The sequence below is a fragment of the Hahella sp. NS-SX17 genome (assembly GCF_057367735.1).
The window spans coordinates 2490581-2511500 of the sequence record NZ_CM170632.1 but is presented as its reverse complement, the minus strand read 5'-3'; the positions used below and the strand labels follow the sequence as shown (position 1 = coordinate 2511500).

Below are 20920 nucleotides of genomic sequence, written 5' to 3'. Positions count from 1 at the left end.
CCTACACTATAACGCCGATACTGGGATCACGCTATGCGGTCGTGTTTCGATCAGGCATTGGGCCTGGTTAGAGAATGGCGGGGACCATCAACTCCGACCGACAAGCCGGCTCAGTAACGAATGGCGGCGTCCTGTTCATACAACGCCAAGGCCGCTTCCGCAGGCAGCGGCGGCGAAAACAGATAACCCTGCGCCAGATGAATGCCCAGACTTTCCACCACCTCCAACTGCTGAATTGTCTCGACGCCTTCCGCCACCACCGCCATGTCCATTTTTCGCGCCATCGCGATAATGCTGGAAAGAATCGCCTGACCTGCCTCATCGTCATGCAGGTCACGGAGGAATGAGCGGTCTATTTTCAACGTGTTGAAAGAGAATTTTTTCAGGTGACCAAGGGACGAATAGCCCACGCCAAAATTGTCCAGCGACACGCGGAAGCCTTGACTGCGCAGCTTGTCCAAAGTCATTGCGCAGCCTTTGCGATTTTCAAACAGCGCGCTTTCCGTGACCTCAAACTCAAAAATATTGCGGGACATGCCGGCATCGACAAGCAGTTGATTGATTTTGCCAAACACTTCGCCAGTCACCAGCTGGCCAGCGGTAATATTCAGCGATACCGATGGCTGTATACGGTACTTTTCTTCCAGCGCTTTGATGAACGCACAGGCGTGAGAGGCCACCAGCAAAGTGATGCGATCAATCATGCCTCGCTTTTCCGCCGCCGGCACGAACTCTAAAGGACTGATCCAGCCATACTGCTCTGATCGCAGACGCGCCAACGCCTCAAACCCCGTCAGACGCCGGTTGCGCAGATCAATAATCGGTTGAAAGCAGATCGTGAACTCATCCTTGTCCAGCGCTTTACTGATCAGGTTATCCAGCGCCAGTCGCGCCTGTTCGCTGTGTTCCAGCTGCGGCGAGAAAAACTCGTAACGCATCTTGCCATGGGCCTTGGCCGAATACATGGCGATGTCTGCATACTTGATCAAATCATTGACGCCGTCCGCGTCGTCCGGGCACATTGCGATGCCAATGCTGGCGCCGATAAAGGTCTCCTGTCCGTCCACTTTGAAGGGAGGCCTCAATTGATCCAGCACTCGTTGCGCCACCGCCGCCGCATTTTTACGGGCGCCGATGTTGGGCACAATAATGGTGAACTCGTCGCCGCCAAGCCGGAACAGAATATTGCGTTCGTCATCAGTCTCATCCGACGCGCTTTCTTCGGAGATCTGATAGATCACATCGGACGGACGCAGTATCGCGCTTAAGCGGCCAGTCACCGCCGTCAGCAAACTGTCCCCTACCTGATGGCCGTATACATCGTTGATCTGCTTGAAGCCGTCCAGGTCAATGAATAACAGCGCCAGCGTCTGCCGGCGCTCTTCATTACGCTGCATCAATACCGCCAGCATATGCGCCATGGCGTGCCGGTTAGGCAGTCCGGTCAGGCTGTCCGTGTACGCCTGGCTTTTCAGCTCGCGCGTATACTGTCTGATCCGCCCCTCCATTTCCAAAAACGCGTGCTGCAGACGCCCAATCTCGCCGCTTTGCATGCGCAGCGCCTTAGCTTTGTCCGGCGCATTGAGAATGTGATAGGTAGCCGTGGCCAGTTCTTTTACCGGTCGTACAATCATGCGGTCCATCTGCACGTAGATAAACCAGCCCAACAGTACAAACACCGCCACCAGCACCACAATGGCGGTGAACAGCAAACGATGGAATTCGCCGCGCGCTTCAGAAAAGGGCATGGCGTTATAGAGACGCCAGTCGCCGATCAAAGGGCGCGAATCCACCAGATAATTCTCTCCCATCATCCGCGCCATGTATTGGCCCGCCCCCTCGTCTTTGGCGTTCGCCGCATTGGACAGAGCCCGCGCCTGCGCCTTGGACAGACCGGAGGCATAGATGACCCCGCGTCCCCGGCTGGCGATGAAAGTAGCGTCCACTTCCGCTGCATCGCTCCCGGGGTCATGCCGCATCAACCACTTCATGTCCACCGTAAATTTGAGCACGCCTTTCACAACTTTATTGTTCTCGTAAGCGCCCAGGGAGCGGTCGATCATGTAAAGCGCGCGGTAAAAGGTCAGGTTTGAGCCTTCAAACCGCTGCTGGTCTATAAAATCGTAATAAGTGTTATAGGGGTCCTGCATGGCCTGTTGGAACAGGCTATCACCGGCGGGCTCCGCTTCCGGAGAGCGGATATCGTCAGCGATACGGATATCCTCCACCCCATCGGGCAGCAGCAGGACAATCTCCAGGTATTCGGGAAACAATGTGGCGTAACGGCTCAAGGCCTTGGCGGAAATATCATACATGAGAGAGTAACGCTCATCTCCCATGGACAAATAGCGATCCAGCACATCTTCGGAAGCCAGCAGTCGCATATTGGCCAGGGTGTGCTCTACGGAGCCATCCACATTGGCGGCCGCCAACGACGCGGACTCATCCAGTAAATGACGACTGCGACTTTCCCAGAAGTCCGTCAGCTCAACATACAGTGCGGTCGCCAGACTCAGAAAGCAGGTGAATGTCGCCACTACCAGCGTAATGATCAACCGCGCGCGTAACTTCATTGCAGAATCTGTTCGAACCCGAGATTGTGCCAGAGGCTCATCAAACGCCGCTTATAGAGCGTGCTGGGCGCCTTATGAGTTCCCATCCTGGGGTTAATGGCCGGAAATACAGTCTGATTGGCCAACAGTTCTTCCGGCAATATTTTCAACGCTTCTTCATTATAGGTGGCCGAATAAGTGAACGCGCAGTTGCGGGCGGCGTTGCGCGGTTCACTAATGAAGTTCAGGAATTGATAGGCCGCCTGCAGGTCCGAGGCGTAACGGCTGACCATAAAGTAATCGAACCAGACAATGCCGCCTTCTTCCGGCAAACGATATTCGATGTTCGGGTTGAACTGTTTCAGCATTAACGCATCGCCGCTGTAGGTCACCGCCGCCACTGCTTCTCCCGTCACCAGCAGCGACTCGCCGTTTGTCTTCAACGCGCGATAGCTCAGCACATGAGGTTTCTGGGCGGCAATCAACTCCGCCGCCAGCGTCAGCGCCTGGGGGGATTCGTCGTACATGTCATATCCCAGGGTTTGCAGCGCGATAGGCAGCATTTCCGTGGCCTGCGGCGTCATCACGATTTTGCCTTTCAGCTCATCTGAAGGACGAAACAACTGCATGAAACGGGATACCGGCTGCACCAGATCAGATCGATACGCAACGCCCTGCGTACCCCAGGCGTAGGGCGCGACATAGCCAGCCAATGCGGGCTGATGGCTCCGCCACAGATCGTTATTGTATTTGAGATTGGGCACTTCGGCTTCGCTCAGGGGGGCCACCCAACCCAGTTTGATATAGGCTTCCGCAGTCAGCCCGTCCATCAGAATGAGATCGAAACCCTGGCCATTGCGAGTGGCCATGATGCGATCGCGCTTCTCTTCATTCTGGTAATAGCTGAACTTCAGCTTGATAGGATGGGTTTTCTCGAATTCGGCGACCACCTCCGGGTCCAGGTAGTCTTCCCAGGTGAAAATATGCAAAACACTTTCAGCGCGACCGGCGAAACTGAACAGCGACAGCACACTGAAAATCACAAGCGCAACCATAGACCGTTTCACCAGACACACGCCTCCCCGCTTAATTAAAGGCTGCCTCAGTTTAATGCAAGCGCCTGGCGACGTTAGGGGGGGTCCTGTAAATTCGTGCAAAATCTGCAGCGGACGCAGAACAGAGTCCAGGTATCCGGACAGTTTTCAGGCGGCTGTCCCGCTACCTGTCAGCATCACTGAACACTTATTAACCAGCAGGCACCCACGCATCCCTAACCTATTGAATTGCAAACCAAGATAATCCTGGCTCAGAACTTGAAAAGCATTTAGCGCGTTCTTTGTGATATCTCAAACGATGACACAAATATAACTTCAAACATGGCGTGTCCTGTTCCTCAGACAGTCGCAACTAACGGATAACGCTCACCAAGGACGTACGATAACAACTCAAGGGGCCGAGCATGAGCAAATTCATATCGCTGAAGAGCACAGTCGTTCTGACATCCACGCTGGCCGCCGGCGGAGCCGGTCTGGCGGTGTCTCCCGGACAGGAAAGCATTGATTTACGTCGCCTCAATGTCGACGCCGCCCAGATCTCCATATCCGGTTTATCTTCCGGCGCATTCGCCGCTATGCAGGCTCACGTAGCCTATTCCAGGACCTTCATGGGCGCCGGACTGGTGGCGGGTGGACCTTACGGATGCGCAGAGGGCAGTTTGACCCAGGCTATAGGTGGCTGTATGAGTCAGGGCGACCTGTTGGGCGCCGACGAAATTCTGACTCTGACCCGCGCGATGGCGGAAAAAGGAAAGATCGACGGATTGGAATTCCTGCAAGATGATCGAGTGTGGATCTTTCATGGCAAAAGCGATCGCCGCGTCAGAGCGGCCTCTTCACAACGGGCGGCGGAGGTGTACCAGACGTTAAGCGGCAGCCAGAACGTTTCCGTCAATATTGATCTCGTTGACGCCGGTCACGCTATGCCGACGCAGAGCTTCGGGGCGGACTGCGCGCGCAGCGACTCGCCCTACATCGGCAATTGTCAGTATGACGCCGCTGGCCTGCTATTGAACCACATATATGGTCCGTTGACGCCGGCGACTGAAACTAAGCCGGAGAATCTGCTGACTTTTGACCAGGAGCAGTTAAGCTATTCGCAATTTCTGGACGAGACCGGCTATGTTTATGTTCCCGACGCCTGTCGGGAAGACCAGGCCGCCTGCCGCGTCCATATTGCGCTGCACGGTTGCAAACAGAACCGCTCGTCCCTGCAAGACACCTTCGCCCGCCATGCCGGTTACAACGCCTGGGCGGAAAGTAATCGCATTATTGTGGTATATCCGCAAACCAGCAGTAAGGCGATGAACGGTTGCTGGGATTGGTGGGGCTACGCCGACAACAGCCATGGCTCTCTGGATTATCTCACCCAGCAGGGGCCGCAGATGCAGTTCATCAAACGCATTGTGGACAGAATGACTGGCGCGGAAACAAGCGGCGGCGGTTCTGTCGCGTCGGCGTGTTATCGGGAGGAAAATCTCAACCATACGCTGGCTGGGCGCGCCCGTTACTTCTGGGGAGTCTATTATGCGGTGGGTTCAATGGACTATCTTGGTTTTTCAGCCTCCCATCGCACCAGTCTGCATTGTGATAAAACGGATTACTGCCGATCGATCACCACTTGCGTTTAACGAAAAAAAGCGGCGGCTTCCGCGAGAGGCCGTCGCTTGATGCAAGTCTAATTGGCGTCGCATTTTACTTTATCAATATCGCACCAGAACGCGTCGATTTTGGACTCACACTGCTGCGCCGCCTTGCCGGTGGCTTCCAACTGGGTCAGCCCGGTACCGGTGAAAGTGCCCTTATGGGTTTTCAGGATGCAGGAATATTGGGTTTGCGACACTGGGGTTGATGGCGCAGGCTCGGCATTCTGCAGATCGTAAACCGTATCCTGCAACTGTCTCACCGCCAGCTCAAGATTCCTGACCCGCTCCCGCAGTTTACGATTAGCGCGATAGTGGGATTCATAGTCATACCCACGCTCCCGCATATACTGGTCATAATCGCGACGGTCAAACTCATCCTCTCTTGAAGTTTCAATGTAGATGATCTTTTCACCGCCCATCTGCACTCTGAATTCTTCCGCTCCTGCGTTCTGCATTACACTTCCCAGCGCCACCGCCAACAACATCGCTTTTTTCATTTTTAATGGTTTCCCCAGTTGAAACGCTTCGTCAGTTAATTCGTTAGTGATAGGGAAGCCATTGTAACGGCAAATCATGAACTTAAACTGAATAAATCTCCCTTTTTCAATGCGTCACGCCGGTCAGGCGGCCTAAAGTGAGTTCAGGCCGCCCTCCGGGTAAAAGGGGCAAGGCTTACTCAAAAGAGTCCAGAATGACCCGTCCCAGAGTTTTGTCGTCCGCATCGGTGATATAACGGTATTCCCGGAACCAGTCCCACCAGGCGTATACAGAGTGATACTCCACATCCAGCCCAATGGTGCGCGCGCCCGCGTTGTAGCGGTCAGCGCCGCTTAATGCGAAGGTCATATCCCGTCCGCGTTTGTTGGCCTGCATTTCGTTGTGCGCCATTTTCTCACTCATGATGATGGGATAGTGATAATCATACAGTTGGCTCAGGGAAGGCGCCTTGCTGACGCTGGTAACGCGCCCGTCTACACGCAAATCCCGCACGCAGGAATCCAATGCGCCGTCATAGGCGGCGCCGCAGGCGCTATGCAACGGCACCACGCTGTCGTCCCTGCCTTTGATAATGGGGTGCGTCGCAAAGCCGTAGAACTCGCTGCCAGTAGAGGCGATTCTCAAGCGGGGAATCGCAGGCAGATTATTGACCGCCGTATTGCGCGCGACAGAGGTTTGCAGGTCCAGCATTACGCCTGGGTTGATGCCGAGAGGAATGTCATACCCCAGAAACTCCAGCAAGGCTTCCAATATATCCGCGCCATGGTTAACGCCATTGATCAGATCCACCCCGAAGTTGGCCAGCTCGGTGCCGCCGCCCGCGCCCGCCATGTCGATGACCGCCGTGACTTTCAAACGCTGCGCCAGCGAAGAACCCAGCAGGGAATTCTTATTGGACAGCACATAGCGCATCACCAGATCTCCGGTAGAGTGAGTAATCACAACGCACTCGTTATCGCAGAAGCCAGAGGAAAGGATCGGCTGCAACTGGTTGGCGATCAACGCGGCGATGCCGCCAGCGCCCTGCAACCGGTAATGCGAAGGCCAGTAAAGAATGCGGGTGGTGGCGGGATCTTTCAGCGAGGCGTCGAAGCCGTCCCAGTACCCAATGCCATCCGCCCGCCCCTGATCGGTGGGATTAAACAGAATATGCTGGGGTAAAAAGCCCTGAATCAAGAGGACATTCTTGCCCGCCAACTGCGCCTTGGCGCCGCCGCAGGCGGCGAACATCAACATTGCCGTCAGCCATAGCTTGAGTGTTTTCACGTTAAATCTCCTTTTTTATCTTTGTTTTCGAGAACTGGGGCTCCGCGGGGTTACCTCCGCAACGTCGCGCCCGTTTACTGCACGCTTCCCAACTGGCGCAGAAACTCCAACCGCTTCTGCGCGTCTTCATCGACATAGGGAATATCGTCGTAATCAGAGAAAGGGAATCCGTTCACCGCAAAAGAACTTTGGGCGACGCTTCCGTATTCGGTTTGATAGGCGGGCGGGGACGGCATTCGGGTCAAGGCGATATCCCGCAGCCGATACGGACCGGCGTCGCCTTTTTGTTTCAGCGCCGCAATATGCGCCTTTAGATACATCAAGCCGTTTTCCACATTGATGTCTTCCTGCGCGGATAAGCGCACTAAAGGTTCCGCAGCCTGAGCGCTGTATAGAATCGCCGATACTTCGTGATAACCGGGGGCATTCACCCGAACATGCAAAGGAATGTAAAAATAGGCGCCGCGCACTTCCGCCGCTCCCACATGGGTTACCTGAGCCACACTCGGGGTGTAGGAAACCGGCGTTCCGATTTCATAGGCGCGGCCGTTGATGGTCAGATTGGCGATGACGCGCAGATCGCTGCCCGCGTCCGCCAATGCGGGGTCATCACCGGAGAAGATCAGGTTGAACGCGGAGCCGCTGCGCTGCACGCCCTCAGTGACGGCTAAGGTTTCAGCCAGCTCCACCAGACGTCCGTCCGCTTCCACCGTCGATCCGGCATTCAAGCCGGTGACGCTCACCGACGCGACGATGTCCTCGCCGATGAAGTACTGGCTCTTGGTGGTTTCGAGGCTGATGCGGGGGCTGTCTGGATCTTTGAAGTCCAGCGGCATGCCAGCGGGAACGCTTTTATTGGGGAGATACTTGGCGAGCGCCTCTTTATCTCGTATCGGATTGGAAAAACTGGGGTACTGAATCTGATCCTGATATTGATCAGCGATCTGCGTCAGGCGCGCTTTGACTTCCTTTGCAAAGAAGGGATTCTCACCGGCTTCTTGATCTTGTTCACTCTCACTGACATCACTCTCGATAGAGGGAGACGATGTCCCTGGCGATGCGGTTTTCTTAACTGGCGCAACAGCCGCAGCGGCGACTGAAGGCAAGTCGACGGCGGGCGTCATCGCCGCTTCAGCGTCCGAGATGTCGGCGCCCTCACCGCCCAGCAACCAATAACTTACAGATAACGCGGCAACCATTCCGCAGACGAAAGCAAGCCTGTGCTTTTCCTTGAAAAACATAACGATGAACCTTTGTTCCGTTGTTATTTTTGTTTTAACGTTCGGCGGACCCTGTCTGCGCCAAACGCGGATATTTTTATTTCCTGTGGGCCACTATAAGCGTTAGTAAGAAGACGCGAAACCGCCCAAACAGGTGATTTCAAACATTAGATATGGAGAGAGATTTGACCGACAGGTCAGTTTTGCGGAGCGGAAGAAGATGCGGAGGAACAGTCTTGATCGGCGGCGGCGTGAGCGGCGTTTTGAGAGCAGTCATCCTCCGCCAGATATTGTTTCAGCGTCGGGATAACCTTCACGCCAATTAAACCAAGCGCCAACAGAATAATCGGCAGCAACAACATCATTTTCGATTCGCGAGAGAAATGTTTATTCATAGCCTGGTTACCCTTCGCACCACAGGCTTTCAGTGTCTACTCTTTGCAAGAATTCGCCCAGGCTTTGCGAGACTATCTGCGGCTTATTTCCACCAAAATCATCTCTGTATACGAGAGTGGTGTATTCATCTTTAGGCTTTAATCTGTAAAGTTCACTCTCCAGGAGGTAGTCAGCGAAAAGCACGCCATACTCATTCCTGTCTGGAGCACGGGCTGCAATCTCGGCAAGAGGCCAAAAGCGGATAAGTCCCGCGCCAAAATCGCTCATTCCATCACACGCAAGATAGAACTCTAAGATGTCCTGCGTCGCATGCAGGCCACAATGGGAGAATGTATGTTTAACTGCATCGACCGTGGCGGGAGGATGGAATTGATGACCTTGCTCACGCCATCTCTGAATGAAGTCGGAAGGTTTGCTCAAACCGATAATCTCCTGACAAATAACAACTCATGCAGCGACTCGCCGGCATGTCCATGGTCCACCTTCGATCTTCCATCGGGCAGGAATCCTAATTTTTTATAAAACTCTATGGCGCGCAGGTTTCCGTTCAATACCCACAGGTATATGGCCTTGGCTTCTTTCTGCAGATAGTAGTCGCTCACATACTCCACCAGTCCTTTACCCAGGCCATGTCGCCAGTAGTTGGGATCAATATTGATGGCGTACAGCTCGACGCCCTCTTCCCCGGCGAGTTGCTCGTCGCGAAACGCACCACTGCTGCAGAACCCGGCGACACATCCCTCATGCTCAATCACCAAGCGTAATACCGGACTGTCTTGCGCTAACGCCGCCGTCCATTGCTGTGTTCTTTTTTCCACGGACAGAGACGCCAGAAATTCACTCGACATCAGCCCGCGATAGGCTTCCCGCCACGCCGCCACATGAATGACGGCGATGGTTGGGGCGTCTTCTATTACAGCGGGACGGATATGCATGCCGGAGTCCGCTGATATTACACGGGAGCGAGCGGCAGATAGGGCTCAGGCGGTAGCGACACAGTGATGGCGTCGTCAACGCTTACCGGCCCATCCGCCAACACAATGGCCATGACGCCAGATTTTCTGACCAGATTGCCTTGCTCATCGCGGTCCAGCACGGCGGCGGTTAGTCCTTTTTGATATTTATCCAGTTGTGAGCAAGGACTGCGCAGTCCGGTCAGTTCGATGCGGGCGGTTGCGCCAAAATTAAGAATCGTTCCTGTTGGCAGGGACAATAAGTCCAAACCAGTAGTAGTGATGTTCTCTCCGATCACGCCCGGGCTGACATTGAAGCCTTTGCTCCGCAGCTCTTCCAGCAACTCATGATGGATCAAATGCACCTGACGCAGGTTGGGCGATTCCGCGTTTTTCTTGACGAGATGGATATGCTTCACCTTCGCGCCGCGGTGGGCGTCGCCATCGACGCCCTCACCGGCGATCAAGTGAATAGTGGGAACCTGTGTTTTGTAAAACGTATGCTCTGCGCTCTTGCTGACGGATAAAACTTTAGCCAACGTAAAATCTCCTTTTAGCAACGATCTTCGGCAGAATAAATCTGCGCCACTGAGCTTACCAATGCTCCCACCTGTATGTTAAGTCGCTGACTTAGCTCAAGCTTTACACCAATCGATTTTGGTTCCGCCTTCATAGGGAACGGCGAGCTTTTCTTGGATCAGGGACTGTCCCAGGCTTTCACCATCCGCCACCACATCCGCCAGCACCCGGAAATATTTATCCCGCTGGATATTTTCCAGTTTCACCTGTTTTGCGCTTCTCAGCTTCTCCACCAGAAACTGTTTGGCCTTCAGAGCCAGGGCTTTTTCTTTCTTGCAGGAGCCGCGCAGCTCGGGAGTATCGATATGCTTGATGCGCACGCCGATACGTTGTCCCACAATCGCCGGCCAATCTGCAATGTCGGCGCGAAAGGTGTCGCCATCATAAATACTGGTGACCTGCGCGACGGTCGCAGAGCCAAAATTCTCATCTTTGATCCCGGCATTGGCGAGCATCGGCGCAGCCAGAATCAAACACAAAGCCAGACGTAACTTCATATGCATAACACCCTATTTATCAATAAGTCTAGAGCGAATGCTAAAGTTGAGTTGTAGATTTATCCAGTAAATATTTGTTTAGACTGACTTCTCTCTATCAGTCAAACAAAAAGTCGCGCACTTCCTGGTAGATGCGCTGCTCGCTTCTCCAGGCGCTGGAGGAGAATATTTCACTGGGAAACAGAGTCTTGCTCTGCATAACAAAACCCAGACGGGTGGCGTCGTCATTAGTTTCCAGAATCACGTCGCTAATTTCATGCAGCGGACATTCGAAATGCTCCACGTCGCGCCACAGTCGTTTTCGCGTGCAGACAAACAGACCGCGCTCTTTGTCCAAAGTAACGCTGGCGTTGGCGGAAATCATTGCGAACCAGACAAACACCGGAACGGCCAGGCCCAAGCCTGCTACGCCCACCCAACTGAATGATTGGTACAGCAGAACGGAAACAAGCGCGGCGGCGACTGCAAACAAAATCAGCAACCAGCGCACTTCACGGCATTCCAATGTCATCAGATTGTTGGTTTTGTGCTTTATTAACATACTGAATCGTTCACGAATCACCCACTTCAACGGACATTCGGCCTAACTAGATGACCTCATTTATATCCACAAGATCAATACACTAGGTGATCTAGTCCAGTTTAAGGTGGTCGCTGCTTTGATAGATTAACGCCTTACTGAAATTGCTTTATAAACTATTAATATCGCGGCAGAATCAATATCTTTGACTCTCTGATTTCGAAATAAAACGATGAACGAAGGTGATTTTAAAGAGCTCTCACCCAATCCTCAGAAAGGATTATATAGCTCCGCGCATGTAATTTCAGGCGTTCCTATCCCGAAAACACAGCGCGTACAGCTATTCGGCGCGGACGAATGGGAGGAGTTTACCGAGGAATGGGCATCATCTCTGAAAAGTTCATATTATTGCGTTAAACGCTTTGCTGGCGCAGGTGACAAAGGACTGGACGTTGTAGGTTTTATTAATTCAAACCAGTTCAGTAACGGGTGGGACAACTACCAATGTAAATTTTACGATAGGCCATTAACGCCTTCAGATATCTGGGTTGAGTTCGGGAAAATTATTTACTTTACATATTGCGGTGAGTTCCCCTCGCCACGAAAGTACTACTTTGTCGCTCCCAAAAATATCGGCACAAAGCTGGGCAAGCTGCTAGCCAATGCTTCGAAGCTAAAAGAAGAACTTAAGGAAAACTGGGAGAAGTACTGCGAGGATGACATCACATCGACTGCAAAGATAAAACTTCAGGGCGATCTTCTAGCACATTTGCAAAGTTTTGACTTCACTATATTCGGCTCAATTTCGCTGGTTCGGATGATTGAACAACACGAATCCACACGGTTTCACGCTGTTAGGTTTGGAGGGGGGCTCAGTATCCGTCCTGAGCCTGAAATTCCACCGGAAGATACAGTATCTCTGGATCATCGTTACGTAAAGCAACTTCTGAGCGTATACGCGCAGTTCATTGGTGAAGACCAGCAAACACCAGACCTTTCCTTACTCGATAAAGACGACAACTTACGCGCCCACTTTCAAAGACAACGTGAACGCTTTTATCATGCTGAGTCCCTACGTAACTTTTCCCGTGATACGGTTCCCTCTGGTGTCTTCGAAGCTCTTCAGGATGATATTTTTGATGGTATTGTGGATGTCTGTGAGTCTCAGCACAAATGCGATATGGATCGCTTAAATGCAACAATGAGCCAAGCTGCTAATGTGGCTGTCGAGGCTAGCCCGTTGACAAGTGTTACACGAGTGAGGGACAAACAAGGAATGTGCCACCAGCTAGTTAATGACAACCGGTTGAGTTGGAGCAAACACAATGAGTGATCAGCAGCAACCATATGTCACGGTATTTAATAGTGCCTTGGAGACAGGAGTTCGATCATTGGTCATTCTGACAGCGAACTTTCCAGATGCATTGGATTTGCAGCGACTTGTTGACTTCGACTACTTGGTTGTCCATTCCGGGGACGTAGGAGGACCCGAGAGCCTTCACCCACCTCTTCCTATGAGAGAAGGCGAGCTTTTGGTTAGACGTAGAATTATTGAGTCAGGGCTTTCTTTAATGATGAGCCGAGGCCTTATTACCAGAATTGCTCATGCAGAAGGTATTGCTTATCAAGCAAGTGACTATGCCAAACCATTTGTCGATTCCCTGGCTACTCCGTATATGCTCTTGCTGATAGAAAAAGCAAATTGGGTTGCAACAACCTTTGGCAATATGGACACGTCTGAGCTTCATAAATTAATAAACGGTTTTTTTGATAAATGGACTACCCAATTTCATCCATCACAAGGTTTAGGTGGCGGTTAATCAGATGAATGAGACAATTCAAATAAGAAACATAAGCTTCTTAGGCCCCAGTGTTGACCCCGCTTTGGTTAGTTTCGATCAAAGCTTGAGCGTGGTATGCGGAGCATCCGACACTGGAAAGTCCTTCCTTGTAGAAGCTATTGACTTCTTACTTGGTGGTAAAGACTTACGTGGAATTCCAGAGCTTGGCGGATATGACAAAGCCCGTATTGCTGTCGACTCCTCAAAGAAAGGTTCCTGGACATTTGAACGCAGCATAGAAGGCGGTAACTATCGGGTATACGAAGGTATTATTGAATCTGAAACCGACGCTAAAGAAAGCGATTCGATAAAAATGAAACACGCCGCAGGCCGAGAGGACAACATTTCTGGATGGCTTCTTGGGTGTATAGATTTGCTAGGAAAATATGTCCGAAAGAATGCGAGCGGAGAATGTCGATCCTTAAGTTTCCGCGATATCGCTAGGCTCATCATTGTTAATGAACAGGAAATAATACGCCAGGACTCTCCGTTCTTATCTGGCCAGCATGTTTCCAAAACTGCTGAAAAGTCCACCTTAAAGCTAATGCTTACTGGGACAGATGATAGCGCTATAGTGCTGGCGGATGCTCGCAAACAATCCGAATCAAATGACCAAGCTAAAGCAGAACTCCTCGAACAATGGATAAGTGACCTGGAGGACGAAATTAGTGAACACGGTTATAGCCGTGAAGAACTAGTAGAACAACTCGGAAAGCTTGAGGCGTCTATTTCGTTCAGTAAAGAACAGCTTAAATTAGCTCAGTCACAGCTAAATGAAATGACAACCCAAAGACGGGAAATTGTGAGGAACCGCGAGCTAGTCAAAGATAGAATTGATGACATAGCCTATATGTTAGAACGCTTTGCTTTGCTAAAGGCTCAATATGTTACAGACCTGCGTCGCTTGATGGCAATTGAAGAATCCGGCTCACTTTTCGTCCACCATGAGCGTGTGCCTTGCCCGCTGTGCGGTGCTTCACCTGAAACTCAGCATAGTATGGAAGAGTGTGAGGGCGACGTAGAATCCATAGTCATTGCCGCAGTAGCAGAGATGGAGAAGATTAAGAGACTAGCAAGTGATCTCGACTCTACGGTAACTGCATTAAAAGAGGAATCAGGCCGCTTATTGGAAGACCTTGTTAAAATCGAGGCAAATTTTAACTGCGTTGATAATGAAATCAAAAGCGCAATTGCACCGGAGTTGTCAGATGTGCAATCTAACTACACCGAGTTTGTGGATACTCGAAGCAAAGCTATTTCGCGTCTTTCCTTGTTTACTAGACTAGATAAGCTTCGTGCACAACATGAAGAGTTTTTTGGAGATGAAGAGAAAACTGAAGGTGGAGATAAAAAAATAGCTACGAAGCTATCAACTCAAGTACTACATGATTTTTCCAAAACGGTAGAAAAAATACTTGAAGCTTGGGACTTTCCTGATACCGGACATGTTCACTTTGACGAAACAACCATGGACTTCGTTATCAACGGTAAGCTTCGCGGTAATAGGGGAAAAGGTCTCAGAGCAATAACGCACGCTGCAACAACCCTAGGTTTGCTGGAATTTTGTAAGGAGCACTCGCTCCCGCATCCTGGTTTTGTTGTGCTTGACTCCCCCTTACTCGCCTACTACAAACCAGAAGGCGAAGGTGACAGCCTACAAGGCTCAGCTCTAAAGCAAAAATTCTACAAATATTTAATCGAAGAACATTCTGACAGCCAAATTATTATTGTCGAAAACGAACATCCGCCAGAGGCGTTTGAAGGCCAACTCGGACTGGCAGTATTCACGAAGAACCCTCAACACGGTCGTTTCGGCCTCTTTCCACTGAAAGCAAGCTAGGAACAAAGGGGACCATCACCAGCCAGAAATCTAATGGTGGGAGACCTCGAAATAAAAGCTTAACAAGCGAGAATGAGAGGATCGCGGTTTCATGTTATTACTCAAATGTCCGCTATTGTTCTGGTCAAATCCCACCGGACACTTTCTTTAGAGAGTTTTCATAATTAACCGGCGACATATCATTGTTCGCCGCTGCGTCGACGGGACTCACTTATCAACGACAGCCGTTCCATAAGCCAGAACTTCGACTGTGCCAAGGGCGTTTTGCACCCCGCTGGAAACGGTCGAGGTTTCCAGTTTTACGTTGTATATCTCCTTGGAGCCGAGGGAAACAGCCTGTTCTTTCATACGCAGAATGGCTTCACGGCGCGCCCTTTCCAGTAAAGACTCATAACTAAAGAGTCGCCCACCAATCAGCAGACGCAGCATGGCGAAGAAACGTTTGAAGTAGTCAACGGACACCACTACGCTGCCGGTTACCAGACGCGCCTCCACATTGGCTCGTGTTGGCGGAATATGGCGCCCCATGGATAACGCTACAGCTCGATGCCTGGCCTCACGAATCCGCAGCGATTTAAAATGAGCTTTCTCTGCACGACGCCCAAATCCATAGCCCAGGGCCATCAATAGCAGAAAAACGCCAAAATTGATCAGGATTTCCATGGGCGTTACTCCATGACCACCGCTGTGCCGTACACAAACAACTCCGCGGCGCCCTGAGCAACGGAAGACGTGGCGAAGCGCACGTTGATCACCGCATTGGCGCCCATGCCGCGGGCCTGTCTTTTCATGCGCTCCAGCGCTTCACCCCGGGCGTCTTCCAGCAGCTCGGTATAGCCGCGCAACTCACCGCCGAAGATATTCTTCAAGCCCGCCATGATATCGCGCCCGACATGCTTAGAACGAACCGTGCTGCCTTGCACCAGCCCAAGATGCTTGACGATATTTTTACCAGGAATGGTTTCGATATTAGTGATCAACATAACTAACCCACAGACCTCTTGTTAAGGACACCTGTGGACATAATATGTCACAAATATTCAAAAAGGGAAGGATAAATATTCACGCCAAGAGATCCGAGGAAGTCTAAGAGTCAGAGCGCGGTTTCATGACCTATTGCATGGCGGGTTACTTCACATATTCATCCCCATTCAGCCATATCGGCGATGGAGCGTTCTTATCGAGAACGATGGTTTTGTAGAGAGTCTCGCCATCGTCAAAATGGAGCGTCAGCAGATAACCGTCAATCTCATAGCGTCCTTCTTCCTCCGGGTAATAAAAACTGACGGTGGAGCTGAGAGCGTCGTCATGACTTGGGTATGAGTCCAAGTTGCGGATGAACTTTCCATCGGAGAAAAACTGGTAACGAACAACGTTGATTATGGGAAATGCGCCGCCGTCCGTCTCCTCCTGAAAACTCAGTGTATTCTCCATACGGAAATCTTCTTGAAGCGGCGGGAACTCTTTGGCGGAGACGAACTTTTCCCACGTCTCACCGTTCAGCCATTCCCGTTCGCCATTGTTGATTCGCCAGCGCGTCCACTTAACGGGGCGCCTGGCTTTATGTCTCGCAATTCCGCCGCGAAATACCAACGCATGCGCATCCATGCAGAGATCGCCGTTCTTAAACAGCAGCTCGGGCCTATCCACCGTCGCCAACTTTCCTGCAATGCGCACTTGGCGGCGATTGAACATCACCGCCTCTACTTGCGCCATATCCTGCCTGATTAGCTCCAGGTCCAGCGGTTGTCCGGCGACTCGCTCCATTTCGCTTGTTAAGACTTCCTGTGGGGTTCCATCGAGTAGCTTCTGCGTCAGTTCAGGGAATGCAAATACCGGCATAAAGTCCGGATTGGCGAGGATTTTCTCCAAATGGGCGCAGTAATCGGCGCTGTGCAGTTTAACTTCCGCTGCCGCGTCCCTGGCGATATCCGCCAAGCGGACCTGAAGCTGCCCATCATTCACCAGTAGAACATTAACAGCCGCCTCAATAGCCTCGACCTGATTGACCATACGCCAATTGAGATATTCCGTTTGGTAGCTGTCAGGACAGGCTTCGGTCAGCTTAGCGACATATTTGATCTTCGCTAACATGTCAGGAAGACGCTCCATACTGGCTTCTTCAGCAAAAGCGAAAACCGACAGACCAATGGAAAGAAAAAGGGACTTAGCCAAGACGCTCTTCATTTATGTTCAATACCTGTGATGAGATACCTGAGGCGGCGCGCCGAAGTTCGAAACGGGTTTCGCGCAATAGGAAATGTCGAGCGAATATATATTTTCTACAGAAAGTTACAACGGTTCTTTAACAAACCAGAACTCACTCTTACAAAAATCAATTTGGCTATTTTTTGAACCAAGCCTATGTTTTTTATTACCAGAGGAACGGAATAAAAAGTAACGATTCGCTGACAAGGAGTGGGCTGATGGATAACGCTGCGTTGACCTTGGATGTCGCGATTGTCGGTGGAGGGGTTTCGGGCGTGTACAGCGCCTGGCGCCTGCAGACGGAGTGCGGCGCACAGCAGGATATCGCTCTGTTTGAATACAGCGACCGCATCGGCGGACGCCTTTATAGCATCACGCTTCCCGGACTTCCCAATGTCGTGGCTGAAGTCGGCGGCATGCGCTATATCCCCGACGCCCATATCCTGGTGGCCAATCTGGTCAAATACCTGCAGTTGCCGACTAAAGACTTTCCCATGGGCGCGCCGGAACCCGTCGGCTCCAAAGACAACCTTTTCTTCCTGCGCGGTACGCGTTTCCGCTATCGGGACTTCAGCGGCCATCCCGACAAGATCCCTTACAACATGGCTTGGTCTGAGCGCGGCTATGGGCCTGAAGATCTGCAAGTAAAAATCATGAACTATCTGTACCCGGGGTTCGCGGACTTATCTTTATGCGATCAGATGCGGGTGAAAGTATTCGGCAAGGAGATCTGGAAATACGGGTTCTGGGATCTGCTTTATCGGGTGCTCAGTAACGAAGGCTATATGTTCATGAAGGACGCCGGCGGCTACGACGCCAACGTGGCTAACGCCAATGCGGTCACACAACTGCCGGCGACGGAGTACAGTGACGAGACCCAATTTCTCACGCTGAAGCGCGGATTCCAGACCCTGCCGCTGACGCTCTGCGAACAGTTCGTGCAGGCTCCGGGCAATCTGCTCGGAACCAAACGCCTCTATATGAACCACCGTCTGGCGGAAATCCGCTATACCGGCGACGCAGACTACCCCTACAGTCTGCACTTTCAACATACGCGCACGATTGATGGAAAAACCACAGACCAATCCGGCGAAACGATCGTGCGAGCCAAACGCATTATCCTGGCCATGCCGCGTCGTTCTCTGGAATTGATCCAGTCTGAGTTTTTCAATGATTCCTGGTTGCAGGAGAACCTGCCGTCCGTATTGATCCAATCCGCTTTCAAACTGTTCCTCGCCTACGAAAAACCCTGGTGGCGCAGCCTGGGACTGGTGGCGGGACGCTCGGTCACCGACCTTCCGGTAAGACAGGTTTACTACATGGGAACCGAGTGTGAACAACCCGGCGGCGAGCCATTTCTGAACTCCCTGCTGATGGCCTCCTATAACGACATTGGCACAGTCCCGTTCTGGAAGGGACTGGAGGACGGTCTGCCGTTTATCGGCTACAAACCATCCTGCCTGGAAACAGATATCAGCGCCGACAAAGTTGTGCCCCGAACCCGCTATCAAGTCAGCGAAGACATGGTGCGCGCGGCGCAACAACAAGTGCGCCAGGTTCATGATCAAGTGGAGCTGCCGGAGCCTTACAGCGCGGTGTATCACGCCTGGGACGACGATCCCTACGGCGGCGGCTGGCATGAGTGGAAAGCCAACTACCGGCTAGACAAGATCATGTGTCGCATGCGCCATCCGGTGGAGGATCAACAGATTTATATTGTCGGCGAAGCCTATTCTTACGATCAGGGCTGGGTGGAAGGCGCTCTGACCGTCGCCGAGTCGACGTTAGAGGAATTTTTCGGAATAGCGCGCCCTTCCTGGCTGCCCCCGGAACAACAATTTTCCCTGATGCCTGTCCCCTGCCCTGACGGTTGCGCCGAAAGCTGCGACTGTCTCTCCTGCGCTGACTGCAAGAACGTGTTGGATGAAGTCACTCAATTTGCGTACAAAGGAATCGACAATGTTGAAGGATAACTCATTTACCGTCGCTGACTATCTACTCACCCGCCTGCGCCAGCTTGGCCTGCACAAAGTATTTCAAGTCCCCGGCGATTATGTTTCCGAATTCATGGAAGCGTTGGAAAAGTTCGACGGCGTGGACGCCGTGGGAGACATCAATGAACTGGGCGCTGGTTACGCCGCCGATGGTTACGCCCGTTTCGCCGGCATTGGCGCGGTGTCCGTTCAGTATGGCGTGGGAGCCTTCAGCGTACTGAACGCGGTGGCCGGGTCCTATGTCGAGCGCAATCCGGTGGTTGTCATCAGCGCCAGCCCTTCCTCCCGGGACAGACTGATCATTCGCGATAAGGGCGTCTTGTTTCACCATTCCACGGGCAACCTGAATGCGGATAAGAAAGTCTTTGAACAAGTCACTGTCGCAGCGGAAGTGTTGACTAACGCCGCCGAGGCGCCGCTACAGATCGATCGCGCCCTCACCGCCGCCATCAGCAAACGTCGCCCGGTTTATCTGGAAGCCTGGCAAAACGTTTGGGGCGAGGCTTGTCGGGAGCCGGAAAGCCCGTTGCAGCCGCAAGCGCCTGTGAGCGACAGAGCGTCGCTGCGGGCAGCGGTGGATGAGACGCTGAAGAAGCTCGTCAACGCCAAGCGCGGCGTGATCATGCTGGGTATAGAAATCGCCCGTTACGGATTACAGGATCAGGCATTGCGCATGGTTGAGGCCAGCGGCCTGCCCTTCACCACTACACTGGAGGCGAAATCCGTTCTCGACGAAAGCCATCCGCAATTCATCGGCACTTATGCCGGCGCCGCCTCCTGCCCGGGCACGCGTGAATACATGAAGAATGTGGATTGCATACTGGCGCTCGGCGTGATTTTCACCGATGACTACCTGGACCTGATGCAAAGCGATTTCTCCGACATTATTCTGGTTAACGACGAGCAGGTGCGCGTAGGCTATGAATACTTCCGCAATGTGGCCATGACTGACTACATTGACGGCCTGTCGGCGCAGATCAAAAGCAAGAACGGTTTTCCTCATGCGCTGGTGAAAGTGCATCTGGACGAGGGGGATTGCGCCAGCTGGAATACGGAGCTGGGCGCCCAGCTCACCTACAACATCTTTTTCGATCAGCTCACTCACTTTTTCCAAAAGCGACGCTTGCAGTCAGAGCTTGAACTCATCCTGGGTGAAAGTTCGTCTCTCTATGTCGCCAGCAACATTAACGGATTACCTCAAAACAGCTTTATCGCAGACGCGATCTGGGGATCGCTTGGCCATGAAACCGGCTGCGCCATCGGCGTCGCCATGGCCAGCGGCAAACGCCCTTACGTAGTCGCTGGCGATGGGGGTTTCATGATGATGTGTCAGTCGCTGTCCACGCTGGCGCGACATCGCGTTAACGCCGTTATTTTCGTGATGAGCAACGGCGTCTACGCCATTGAGCAAGCTTTTGTCGACATCAAGGCCTTCACGCCAGAGGGGCGTTTTGCGCCTTTCGACATTTTGCCGCAATGGGACTACCAATCCCTCGCCAAGGCCTACGGCGCTATGGGATATCGGGCGCAAACCATCGACGAGCTGCAGAAAATATTATTGGATGTGGAGTCCTTGGTGGACTGTCCCGCGCTGGTGGAGATTGTTATTCCGCAAAAAGATCTGGCGCCGCAAATTCGTCGTCTGGCCAAACCTTCCTGAAGGATGAGGTCAAATGCCTGAAAGCGATTAATCAGGCAGAAAAATAATTTCCTTCTATCTGTCTGCAGCTTGTCTGCAACGACAGAGCCTGCACAGGTCAGGCCCAGTCTCCCAATACTAGCCGCCGCGCAGGCGCATCCATGCGCCTTATTATTTACATGCCAATATCGCTGCCATGTAATTCTATAAACAAGG

General features: G+C 52.3%; 20 protein-coding genes. 6 read left to right on the top strand and 14 right to left on the bottom strand.

Annotation, left to right across the window (positions count from 1 at the left end):
• Positions 1-110: 110 nt before the first annotated feature.
• Together AC2IBB_RS11360 and AC2IBB_RS11355 are read right to left on the bottom strand one after the other, a co-directional pair.
• Positions 111-2573, bottom strand: coding sequence for a bifunctional diguanylate cyclase/phosphodiesterase (locus tag AC2IBB_RS11360; RefSeq protein WP_486332969.1), 2463 nt, complete (start codon positions 2571-2573; stop codon positions 111-113).
• Positions 2570-3607 (bottom strand): polyamine ABC transporter substrate-binding protein, encoded by a 1038-nt coding sequence (locus AC2IBB_RS11355; protein WP_486332968.1) that lies wholly within the window; start codon positions 3605-3607, stop codon positions 2570-2572. Before AC2IBB_RS11355 ends, AC2IBB_RS11360 begins: the two co-directional genes overlap by 4 nt.
• Positions 3608-4011: 404 nt before the next feature.
• On the opposite strand from AC2IBB_RS11355, the gene AC2IBB_RS11350 reads away from it, so the two are divergent.
• Complete coding sequence (locus AC2IBB_RS11350; protein ID WP_486332967.1) at positions 4012-5238, top strand: extracellular catalytic domain type 2 short-chain-length polyhydroxyalkanoate depolymerase; 1227 nt, start codon at positions 4012-4014, stop codon at positions 5236-5238.
• A gap of 47 nt (positions 5239-5285) precedes the next feature.
• On the opposite strand, the gene AC2IBB_RS11345 is transcribed toward AC2IBB_RS11350, so the two are convergent.
• From AC2IBB_RS11345 to AC2IBB_RS11305, 9 genes are all read right to left on the bottom strand, one after another.
• A complete protein-coding gene (locus AC2IBB_RS11345) occupies positions 5286-5750 on the bottom strand; it encodes a hypothetical protein (RefSeq protein ID WP_486332966.1) in 465 nt (154 codons plus the stop codon).
• 175 nt (positions 5751-5925) lie between these two features.
• Positions 5926-7017 carry a hypothetical protein gene (locus AC2IBB_RS11340; protein WP_486332965.1) on the bottom strand — a complete coding sequence of 364 codons (1092 nt, stop codon included), beginning with the start codon at positions 7015-7017 and terminating at the stop codon, positions 5926-5928.
• Between the two features lie 74 nt (positions 7018-7091).
• Complete coding sequence (locus AC2IBB_RS11335) at positions 7092-8258, bottom strand: hypothetical protein (protein ID WP_486332964.1); 1167 nt, start codon at positions 8256-8258, stop codon at positions 7092-7094.
• A gap of 176 nt (positions 8259-8434) precedes the next feature.
• On the bottom strand, positions 8435-8632 hold the full coding sequence (locus AC2IBB_RS11330) for a hypothetical protein (RefSeq protein ID WP_486332963.1): 198 nt from the start codon (positions 8630-8632) through the stop codon (positions 8435-8437).
• Between the two features lie 7 nt (positions 8633-8639).
• Positions 8640-9053, bottom strand: a complete 414-nt coding sequence (locus tag AC2IBB_RS11325) for a hypothetical protein (RefSeq protein WP_486332962.1) — start codon at positions 9051-9053, stop codon at positions 8640-8642.
• Positions 9050-9568 (bottom strand): GNAT family N-acetyltransferase, encoded by a 519-nt coding sequence (locus AC2IBB_RS11320; protein WP_486332961.1) that lies wholly within the window; start codon positions 9566-9568, stop codon positions 9050-9052. The genes AC2IBB_RS11325 and AC2IBB_RS11320 overlap by 4 nt, the downstream gene beginning before the upstream one ends.
• Before the next feature lie 17 nt (positions 9569-9585).
• Positions 9586-10125: an MOSC domain-containing protein gene (locus AC2IBB_RS11315; protein ID WP_486332960.1), complete on the bottom strand. Its 540-nt coding sequence runs from the start codon at positions 10123-10125 to the stop codon at positions 9586-9588.
• Between the two features lie 96 nt (positions 10126-10221).
• Positions 10222-10662 carry a thermonuclease family protein gene (locus AC2IBB_RS11310; RefSeq protein WP_486332959.1) on the bottom strand — a complete coding sequence of 147 codons (441 nt, stop codon included), beginning with the start codon at positions 10660-10662 and terminating at the stop codon, positions 10222-10224.
• Between the two features lie 97 nt (positions 10663-10759).
• Positions 10760-11203, bottom strand: coding sequence for a hypothetical protein (locus tag AC2IBB_RS11305; RefSeq protein ID WP_486332958.1), 444 nt, complete (start codon positions 11201-11203; stop codon positions 10760-10762).
• Positions 11204-11414: 211 nt separating this feature from the next.
• Between AC2IBB_RS11305 and AC2IBB_RS11300 the strand changes: the two genes are divergently transcribed.
• Genes AC2IBB_RS11300 through AC2IBB_RS11290 form a run of 3 tightly spaced genes read left to right on the top strand, consistent with a single transcriptional unit; the run spans position 11415 to position 14863 of the window.
• Positions 11415-12515, top strand: a complete 1101-nt coding sequence (locus AC2IBB_RS11300; RefSeq protein ID WP_486332957.1) for an ABC-three component system protein — start codon at positions 11415-11417, stop codon at positions 12513-12515.
• Positions 12508-13002 carry an ABC-three component system middle component 2 gene (locus AC2IBB_RS11295; protein WP_486332956.1) on the top strand — a complete coding sequence of 165 codons (495 nt, stop codon included), beginning with the start codon at positions 12508-12510 and terminating at the stop codon, positions 13000-13002. The genes AC2IBB_RS11300 and AC2IBB_RS11295 overlap by 8 nt, the downstream gene beginning before the upstream one ends.
• Positions 13003-13006: 4 nt before the next feature.
• A complete protein-coding gene (locus tag AC2IBB_RS11290; protein ID WP_486332955.1) occupies positions 13007-14863 on the top strand; it encodes an AAA family ATPase in 1857 nt (618 codons plus the stop codon).
• Positions 14864-15070: 207 nt separating this feature from the next.
• On the opposite strand, the gene AC2IBB_RS11285 is transcribed toward AC2IBB_RS11290, so the two are convergent.
• From AC2IBB_RS11285 to AC2IBB_RS11275, 3 genes are all read right to left on the bottom strand, one after another.
• Positions 15071-15526 (bottom strand): YbjQ family protein, encoded by a 456-nt coding sequence (locus tag AC2IBB_RS11285; RefSeq protein ID WP_486332954.1) that lies wholly within the window; start codon positions 15524-15526, stop codon positions 15071-15073.
• A 5-nt stretch (positions 15527-15531) separates the two neighbouring features.
• The gene (locus AC2IBB_RS11280) at positions 15532-15846 is read right to left on the bottom strand and encodes a YbjQ family protein (RefSeq protein WP_011395889.1); all 315 of its coding nucleotides are present in this window, start codon (positions 15844-15846) and stop codon (positions 15532-15534) included.
• A gap of 145 nt (positions 15847-15991) precedes the next feature.
• Entirely contained in the window at positions 15992-17038 is a 1047-nt protein-coding gene (locus AC2IBB_RS11275) for a hypothetical protein (protein ID WP_486332953.1), read from the bottom strand.
• A gap of 251 nt (positions 17039-17289) precedes the next feature.
• Between AC2IBB_RS11275 and AC2IBB_RS11270 the strand changes: the two genes are divergently transcribed.
• A complete protein-coding gene (locus AC2IBB_RS11270) occupies positions 17290-19044 on the top strand; it encodes a flavin monoamine oxidase family protein (protein WP_486332952.1) in 1755 nt (584 codons plus the stop codon).
• On the top strand, positions 19031-20725 hold the full coding sequence (locus AC2IBB_RS11265; protein WP_486332951.1) for an alpha-keto acid decarboxylase family protein: 1695 nt from the start codon (positions 19031-19033) through the stop codon (positions 20723-20725). The genes AC2IBB_RS11270 and AC2IBB_RS11265 overlap by 14 nt, the downstream gene beginning before the upstream one ends.
• Positions 20726-20920 lie beyond the last annotated feature (195 nt).